Source organism: Pseudoflavonifractor sp. An187, from assembly GCF_002160275.1.
Lineage (GTDB): Bacteria > Bacillota > Clostridia > Oscillospirales > Oscillospiraceae > Enterenecus > Enterenecus faecium.
Map to the genome: position 1 here is coordinate 1 of NZ_NFKG01000049.1, position 7,836 is coordinate 7,836.

7 protein-coding genes are annotated in these 7,836 nt (G+C 60.7%); 2 read left to right on the forward strand and 5 right to left on the reverse strand.

From position 1 onward, the window contains the following. Positions 1 to 177: 177 nt before the first annotated feature. On the reverse strand, positions 178 to 600 hold the full coding sequence (locus tag B5F22_RS11595; protein ID WP_087392672.1) for a hypothetical protein: 423 nt from the start codon (positions 598 to 600) through the stop codon (positions 178 to 180). Positions 601 to 615: 15 nt separating this feature from the next. Further along, positions 616 to 969, reverse strand: a complete 354-nt coding sequence (locus B5F22_RS11600) for a hypothetical protein (protein WP_143482258.1) — start codon at positions 967 to 969, stop codon at positions 616 to 618. A gap of 128 nt (positions 970 to 1,097) precedes the next feature. On the opposite strand from B5F22_RS11600, the gene B5F22_RS11605 reads away from it, so the two are divergent. Next, complete coding sequence (locus B5F22_RS11605) at positions 1,098 to 1,460, forward strand: hypothetical protein (protein ID WP_087392674.1); 363 nt, start codon at positions 1,098 to 1,100, stop codon at positions 1,458 to 1,460. 53 nt (positions 1,461 to 1,513) lie between these two features. On the opposite strand, the gene B5F22_RS11610 is transcribed toward B5F22_RS11605, so the two are convergent. From B5F22_RS11610 to B5F22_RS11620, 3 genes are read right to left on the reverse strand one after another with little or no spacing between them, the layout of a single operon-like run. Beyond that, positions 1,514 to 2,119 carry a DUF4093 domain-containing protein gene (locus B5F22_RS11610; protein WP_087392675.1) on the reverse strand — a complete coding sequence of 202 codons (606 nt, stop codon included), beginning with the start codon at positions 2,117 to 2,119 and terminating at the stop codon, positions 1,514 to 1,516. Beyond that, on the reverse strand, positions 2,113 to 3,168 hold the full coding sequence (gene holA / locus B5F22_RS11615; protein WP_087392676.1) for a DNA polymerase III subunit delta: 1,056 nt from the start codon (positions 3,166 to 3,168) through the stop codon (positions 2,113 to 2,115). The genes B5F22_RS11610 and holA overlap by 7 nt, the downstream gene beginning before the upstream one ends. A gap of 19 nt (positions 3,169 to 3,187) precedes the next feature. Continuing rightward, entirely contained in the window at positions 3,188 to 5,521 is a 2,334-nt protein-coding gene (locus B5F22_RS11620; RefSeq protein ID WP_087392677.1) for a DNA internalization-related competence protein ComEC/Rec2, read from the reverse strand. Positions 5,522 to 5,659: 138 nt separating this feature from the next. Here B5F22_RS11620 and B5F22_RS11625 point away from each other — a divergent pair. Beyond that, a partial coding sequence (locus tag B5F22_RS11625; protein WP_087392678.1) for a UvrD-helicase domain-containing protein occupies positions 5,660 to 7,836 on the forward strand: 2,177 nt, incomplete at its 3' end.

The window sequence follows — 7,836 nt, forward strand, 5'->3', positions numbered from 1 at the left end:
GCAGTTGGCAGACCGCACTCTTATTGTATCAAAAGGAGTTTTTTCTTCATATGGAACGCTAAAGCTTTTTTTGAACTCCCCGGCACAGCCGGGGGTTTTCATTAGACAACCAAAAACGGGAGCGCCCCGAATGCAGCTGCATTCGGGGCGCTCCCGTTTGGTAGCTCTCTCTGCCCACTACCCCATCCTCGTCTTTTTACAAATGGACCTCAAAATAAAATAAACCACGGTATAGGTACCAGAAATCCACAATGAAACTCCCAGCGCAAACAGAAGCTCCATTAAGATTCCTTCCCAGCCATTGAACAAAAGATCCATGACACTCAGGGAAAGGAAGGTGGATACCAAAATAATCAGAGCAGACCAGAAGATCTCCTTTACCGTGAACTGGTACATCTGATAGAACAGCGCAAATGCTGGCCCGGCCAGGAACACTTCAAACATACTCACCCAATAGGCCACCACCAGCCACATCCAAATCCAATCGCAATCTTGCCCCACAAAACGCCCGGGCATGAGAACATATCCCACCAACAGAAACAGGAAAATAAAACCGTTATAAATCAAATATGCCCGCATATTCTTCAGCAGCTCCCGCATGGTCTCCCACTCCTTTCATGCGTTCACACCATACAGCATCAAATAATTGTCCCATCCCAACAGGCAAATGACAAGGAGCCCCACCAGTAGAAAGGCGGCAAGGGGAATCCATCGATATCTCTTCCCCAGCTTTGCGCACTCTTTGGTCAGAAATCCAAAGGTGGGGATGGTACAGCACGCCCAGAATACCATCCCAATCAGCGCCAGGAGCACATAGATATCCGCCTCGCTGCGTAGATCGTAGTCGTACCCTTTCCCATTTCCGGTCAGGAACATATACGTGAACCCTATCCATATAGGGGTGATGGCAGCCATGAGGCAGTGCCATAAAAAAGCGACAGTATCTAGGATCACTCTGCCTTTCCGCATATACCGTTCCCCCTTTCTATTTCTCTCCCATTGTACCAGACCCCATGGAAAATACAACTCCATCTGTCACCCTTCTCCCCGCTCCGGCATAGTCTGAAAACGGCGATGGCCAGAAAGGAGAGATTCCAATGCCTCCTACCGTAAATCCTGAGGTGCTGGGTGAGACCCAGACCTGCCCCGCCGTGGGCTATCAGTCCGCTTCCATCTGCGTGCCCGTCACCGTCACCCCCTTCGCCCAGACGGGTATCACCGCCACCAAGTGCTGCGGCACCCCGGTGGTCACTCCGGGCCGTGAGGTGTGCAACGGCATGAAGAACGGCTCCTGTGTGTTCACCATCACCCAGGACATCTGCGTGGCGGTGCCTGTGGAGTTCGGCGCTGTGGCCACCGTGGGCGACACCTACGTCAGCTGCAACGAGGTGTCCGACAACGACATCTGCACCGGCTGCGACCAGATGCCCCCGGTCACCCCTGAGATTCCTCAGGTTTAAACTTTCCCTCACAACGTTTTGGGGAGTGGACCATTCGTCCACTCCCCTTTTGGTTATTCCTTGGATTGTTCCAGTTCCTCCACCATCTGCGCCACCTCGTCCGGGGTGTGCAGGGCGTTGAGCATAGCCAGCAAGGCCTTGCTGTTCATGTGCTGGGGCAGCCCCAGGCGGTGGAGCAGCTTCTCCCGGCGTGCCGCCGAGTCCGGCCGCCCAGTGAGCCCCAGGGCAAACAGGTCCGCCGGGGTCAAGTCCCCCCGGGCCGGGGCGGGTCCGTCCCCATCCAATACCGTGGCCCCCGCCCGCAAAAGGGCCTGGCGCAGCACTTCCGGATTCATGCCCTCTACCCCCAGCTTGCCCTCCTTGCCGGCCTTGCGCTTGCGCCGCTCCTTGCCGTACACGTCGGGGATGTAGGCGTGTTTCACCTGCTCCTTGGGAATGGCCCCTTTCAGATAGTTACGGATGACAAATCCCGCCCCGTCGGAGTCGGTGAGGACGATGATGCCTTGGCGCTGGGCCAGACGGCGGATGAGCTCCAGCTTCTCCCCGTCCTTGAACACCCCAAACCCAGACGTCTCCAGAATAAGCCCGTCCACCACCTGGGACAGGCTGTTTTTATCGTAACGGCCCTCCACAATGATGGCCTCTTTGATTTTCAGCATTCAATCACCTTCCGTCCTGCGGACAATTCCATGAGCAGCTGGGTGAGAATCTCCCCCTCCGCCCCGTAGTTGATTTTCATCTGGAGGTCTGCCTCCGCACAGCGGCGCACCGCGTGACGGCACCACACCAGGGAGAACTTTCGGGCCGCATCCATGAGCTTGTCCCCCTGGAAGGAGTGCTTCATCCCCCACAGCTGCATAAAGTCGCTGCGGCTCTTTCCCGCGTCCAGATAGAGCCGGGCGGTGTAGAGCTGACGGAAATACTTGCCCATCACCGACAAAATCATGATGGGGGCCTCCTGGCTGTGGAGCAGATCGGCCAGCACGGCGGCGGCCTTGTCAAAGTCCCGGCGGGCCAGGGCATCCGTCATCTGGAACACCACTGCATCCACCTGGGGAATGGCCACGGCGTCCATGTCCTCTCTGGTCACCCGCTCCCCCGAGGCGTAGGCGCAGATTTTCTCCAGCTCGGTGGACAGGTTGGTCATGCTGTCCCCGCACAGGAAAATGAGGTACTGGGCGTCGGCACTGTCCACCCGGTGCCCCATGGCCTTGCACTTGCGCACAATCCAGTCGGTGAGGTCCCCGGTGGACTGGCGCTGGAAGTTCACCAGTGCCTCCGACTTTTTCAGATAGGTGCCCAGCTTGCTCCGCCCGTCCACCTTAAAGTTCAACAGGTCGTAGACAAACACCAGACAGCAGTAGTCGGGCAGGTCCTCAAACAGCTCCAGCAGCTGCTGCCGCCCCTTCTCCCCCTGGCCCATGAGGTCAAAATCGGTGACCAGCACCAGGGTGCGCTCACTCATCATGGGCAGGCAGTCCACCGCCTGGGCAATCCAGTCCACCGAGCAATCCTTGCCCTGGGCGGTGTGGAGGTTGAAGTCCTCCATGCCCTGGGGCAAAATGGCCTTTTTCAGCTCTCCCAGATAATATTCCCGCAAAAAGGTCTCGTCGCCGTAGAAGACATAGAGGTTTTTCAGCCCTCCCTGGCGCAGCGCCTTTTTCAGTTCCCGCATGGCGGTGTTGTCCGTTTGCTGTTTGGGCGGCATACCGCTTCCTCCTCATTATTTACCAAATTCCCACGTTCTCCCCCTGGACCACCACCGTCACCGTCCCCTCCTGGTCGGTGCGGTGGACCTCCACCCCGGAGCGGTGCAGCCGCTCCAAGGTCTCCGGGTCCGGGTGTCCATAGGAGTTGCCCTCTCCCACCGAGATGATGCCCAGCTCCGGCCGGGCCCAGCCCAAGAGCTCCATGCTGGTGGAGTCCGCCGAGCCGTGGTGTCCCACCATCAACAGCTCAATGTTGGGGATGACAAAGTATTTCACAATCATATGCTCCACATAGCTGTCTGCGTCTCCGGTGATCAGCACGTCAAAGTCCTCCACCGTGCACAGTACCGACAGCCCTTCCTCGTTGGTGGTGCCGCTGCCCAGGGGCGGGATGACCCGCAGCTCCATCTCGCCCAGGGTCAAGTCCACCTCATCCTCCACCCACTGGCAGGGGATACTCTTCTCTTCCAGCCAAGTCTCCAGCTGCTGGGCCTCCTCCTGGTCTTTGGCGGACACGGGGACGTATACCTCCCCCACTTCCACCCGGTCCAGCAGGCGCTCCACGCCGTTGAAGTGGTCCTTGTCCAAGTGGGTGAGCAGAAGCACGTCCACCTCGGTGCGCCCCACCGAGGCCAGATAGTCGGCGGACAGGTCCCCCGCTGAAGTGCTCTCACTCCCTCCGCAGTCCACCACCACGGTGTGGTCTCCGTGCATCAAGACGGTGGAGGCGCCCTGGCCCACATCCACCGCCCCCACCACCAAGTCAGACCGGGCCACGGTGAAGGCGGACAGCCCCACAGGCAGAGCCAGCAGTATCAGTAACCCCGCTCCGGTCCAAAGCACCTGAAGCAGAGCCACACCGCCCCACAGCAGCAGCCCAAATACCGCATAAGCTCCCACCAGCCAGATCACGTGGTAGATGTTCTTCATATCCAGCACCGCATAGGGGAATGTGCCCAACTTGTGCACCATCCACACGGTGTAGTGGCCCAACAGTCCCGCGCCCTGTCCCAACAGTGCCGCCACACCGGGCAGCCACAGCCCCAGAAGGCCCAGGACCAGGGCGCACATCATCAAAATCGACATGGCCCAGAGGGTCAGGATGTTGGCCACCGGCGCCACCAGAGACACCTGTCCGAAGACCACCCCCACCAGCGGCACCGTCAGCACCATAGCGCCCAGGGAGGCAGACACCGAGGCGCTGACCCACTGCCACGCTCTCCCCGCCACCTTCTTCCATCCACGCAGGATACGCTCCTCCAAACATCTGGTAAGGCCCCGGTAGATTCTAGGGGTGAGCAATAAAATCCCCGACACGGACAGAAAGGACAGCTGTAACCCCACCTGCGCCACGGAAAAGGGGTTTTGCACCATGAGCACCAGCAGAGACAGGGCCATAGCGGAGGGCGCATCCTGCTCCCGTCCCACCATAGGCACCACCAGCGCGGCTCCCTGCATCCACACCGCCCGAAAGGCGGAGGGAGTGCCCCCGGCCATCACCGCATAGAACACCAGCACCGGAATGAGGGCCACGGCGCAGCGGCGGCGGTTACGGCACAGCACCATCAGCACCCCCACCAGAAAGGAGACGTGGAGTCCGGACACCACCGCGGCGTGGGTCACACCCGACCGATTCATGTCGGTGTACAGCCCGTCGTCCAGGAAGTTCTTGTCGCCCAGAGACACCGCAATGGCCAACGGGGCGGCGACCTGGTCAAAGGCCACCTGGACGCCCTCTTTCATCCGCTGGGCCGCCCAGGCGGGCCAGCAGGAAATGGGCAGAACAGCGGGGCGCTCCACCGTGGGCGCCTGGTCACAGGTCCCCAGCAGAAACACCCCCTTGGCCGTATAATAGGTCACTTCTTCCCCATAGGTGAACGCGGTGTACTCCACCTGTCCCTCCACCTGGACATGGTCGCCCAATTGTACCGACTTCCAGCTCTCAGGCGCATAGAGAAGCAAGTCCGCCCCGGAGTCCAGGCGAAGGGTGAAGGCATAGCTTCCGGTGTCGGTGGCCTGGGGCTGGGCGATCACCGTGCCCGAGATGGTCTGCATCCCCTGGCAGTCCATGGCAGGGATACACACCAGAAAATAGTACACGCAAAACCAGCACAGTCCGGCCCCGCAGCCCAACACCACAGCCGTTCCCCGGCGGCACACCTGCCAGAGCACATAGCGCCACCGTCTGTTTGTGGTCATCTCCAGCCAGTCCTGTTTGTCCTTGGGCTGGGTCCGATGCCAGAGCACGAGAATCGGGAGGGCGGGGACGACCAGCCACAAAACCGGGACGTTCCCCATCATCAGCAGACACATAACCGCAAAGCCCCCTGCAAACCAGGTCAGCTTGCGCATGTCTGCCACCTCCCTTCTCTGTCTTTCCCCATTTTAACGGGTGCGCCCCTGCAAGTCAACCGCTCCCCCGGTTGCCCTGGGTGTGGGAATCTGATATAATGGCTTGCAACTGGACTTTACAGCAAGGATTTGATATAGATGCTCAATCAAAAACAGTGTTCTGAATTTGCCTCTCTGCGCCGGGCTGCTATCGCCCTGGACTACCCCAACCTGAACCCGGAGCAGCTCCAGGCCGTGCTCACCACCCAGGGCCCGCTGCTGCTGCTGGCAGGGGCTGGCTCGGGCAAGACCACGGTGCTCATCCACCGGGTGGCCAACCTCATCCGCTACGGCCGGGGCTCCGACTCCACCGAGGTGCCGGACTGGGCCACGGAAGAGGATTTGAACTTCCTGCGTAGCTATGTGGACCACCCCACTGAGGAAGGGCGGGAGTACGCCGCCCGGCTGTGTGAGCTGGACCCTGCGCCCCCCTGGACCATCCTGGCCATCACCTTCACCAACAAGGCCGCCGGAGAGCTGAAAGACCGCTTGGAACGGGTGCTAGGTCCCCAGGCCCTGGACATCTGGGCCTCCACCTTCCACTCCGCCTGTGTGCGCATCCTGCGCCGGGACATTGAGCGGCTGGGCTTCCCCTCCTCCTTCACCATCTACGACACCGACGACTCCATCCGGGTGGTGAAGGACTGCCTCAAGGAGCTAGGGCTAGACGAAAAGCTCTTCCCGCCCCGCTCGGTGCTGGGCACCATCTCCAAGGCCAAGGACCAGATGCAGTTGGCGGAAGATTTCCACAAAGAGGCCTATAAAAGTGGAGATTTCCGCCTGGAGCAGATTTCCCGCCTGTACACCCTCTACCAAAAGCGGCTGTGGGAGGCCGGGGCGCTGGACTTCGACGACATCATCTTCCACACCGTGCGCCTCTTGCAGCAGGAGGAGGACGTGCTGGCCTACTACCAAAACAAGTTCCGCTATGTGCTCATTGACGAGTACCAGGACACCAACCACATGCAGTATCTGCTGGCCTCTCTTCTGGCCGGGGGCCACAAAAACATCTGTGTGGTGGGCGACGACGACCAGTCCATCTACCGCTTCCGGGGCGCCACCATTGAGAACATTCTCTCCTTTGAGAGCCAGTACAAAAACGCCCAGTGCATCCGCCTGGAGCAGAACTACCGCTCCACCAAGACCATCCTGTCAGCGGCCAACCACGTCATCCGCCGCAACCAGGGCCGCAAGGGCAAGGAGCTGTGGACGGCGGGGGCAGAGGGGGACAAGGTCCATCTGTACACCGCCATGAACGAGAGCGACGAGGCCCAGTATGTGGCCAACACCATTTTGGAGCACTACCGCCAGGGCATGAAGTGGCGGGACCATGCGGTGCTCTACCGCATGAACGCCCAGTCCTATCAGCTGGAATTGGCCTTCAAGCGCACCGGTATTCCCTACCGGGTCATCGGGGGCACCCGCTTCTTTGACCGGGCGGAAGTGAAGGACATGCTGGCCTACCTGTGCGTGGTGGCCAATCCCCAGGACGATCTGCGCCTGGGCCGTATCATCAACGTCCCCGCCCGGGGCATCGGTGCCACCACCGTGGAACGGGCCCGGGCCATCGCCGCCCAGGAGGGGCTGTCCCTGTGGCAGGTGGTGAGCCAGCCCGAGCAGTACCCCGAGCTGCAAAAGGCTGGGGCCAAGCTGGGAGCCTTCACCGCCATCATTCGGGACCTACAGGCCCTCAGCGCCTCCATGGACCTGGCCGCCTTCTACGAGCTGGTGATGGAGCGCACCGGGTACGCCGCCATGCTGCAAGTGAAGCAGGACGTGGAAAACCGCACCCGGCTGGAGAACATCCGAGAGCTTCTGACCTCCATCAAGGGGTATATGGAAAACAGCGAGTCCCCCACCTTGGCGGGCTTCCTGGACGAGATCGCCCTGTACACGGACTTGGACAACCACGACCCCAACGAGGACGCCGTGGTGATGATGACCATGCACTCGGCCAAGGGCCTGGAGTTCCCCGTGGTGTTTGTGGTGGGCATGGAAGAGGGCATCTTCCCCGGTATGCGCTGCATTGGCGACGAGGAGGAGATGGAAGAGGAGCGGCGGCTGTGCTACGTGGCTCTGACCCGGGCCAAGGAGCAGCTGTACCTCACCTGTGCCAGCATGCGCATGCTCTACGGCCGCACCAGCGCCAACCGCCCCTCCCGTTTCGCCGGGGAGATTCCCCCCGAGCTGTTGGAGCAGAGCGGGCGCAGCTATCAGGAACACTCCCGGCCCTGGGAGAGCGGCAGCAGCTTTGTCCCCTCCCCCCAGGCCCGGCC

Coding starts and splice junctions, on each gene's coding strand:
- B5F22_RS11595 (WP_087392672.1), bottom strand. CDS start 600: ATGCGGGAGCTGCTGAAGAATATGCGGGCATATTTGATTTATAACGGT.
- B5F22_RS11600 (WP_143482258.1), bottom strand. CDS start 969: ATGCGGAAAGGCAGAGTGATCCTAGATACTGTCGCTTTTTTATGGCAC.
- B5F22_RS11605 (WP_087392674.1), top strand. CDS start 1,098: ATGCCTCCTACCGTAAATCCTGAGGTGCTGGGTGAGACCCAGACCTGC.
- B5F22_RS11610 (WP_087392675.1), bottom strand. CDS start 2,119: ATGCTGAAAATCAAAGAGGCCATCATTGTGGAGGGCCGTTACGATAAA.
- holA (WP_087392676.1), bottom strand. CDS start 3,168: ATGCCGCCCAAACAGCAAACGGACAACACCGCCATGCGGGAACTGAAA.
- B5F22_RS11620 (WP_087392677.1), bottom strand. CDS start 5,521: ATGCGCAAGCTGACCTGGTTTGCAGGGGGCTTTGCGGTTATGTGTCTG.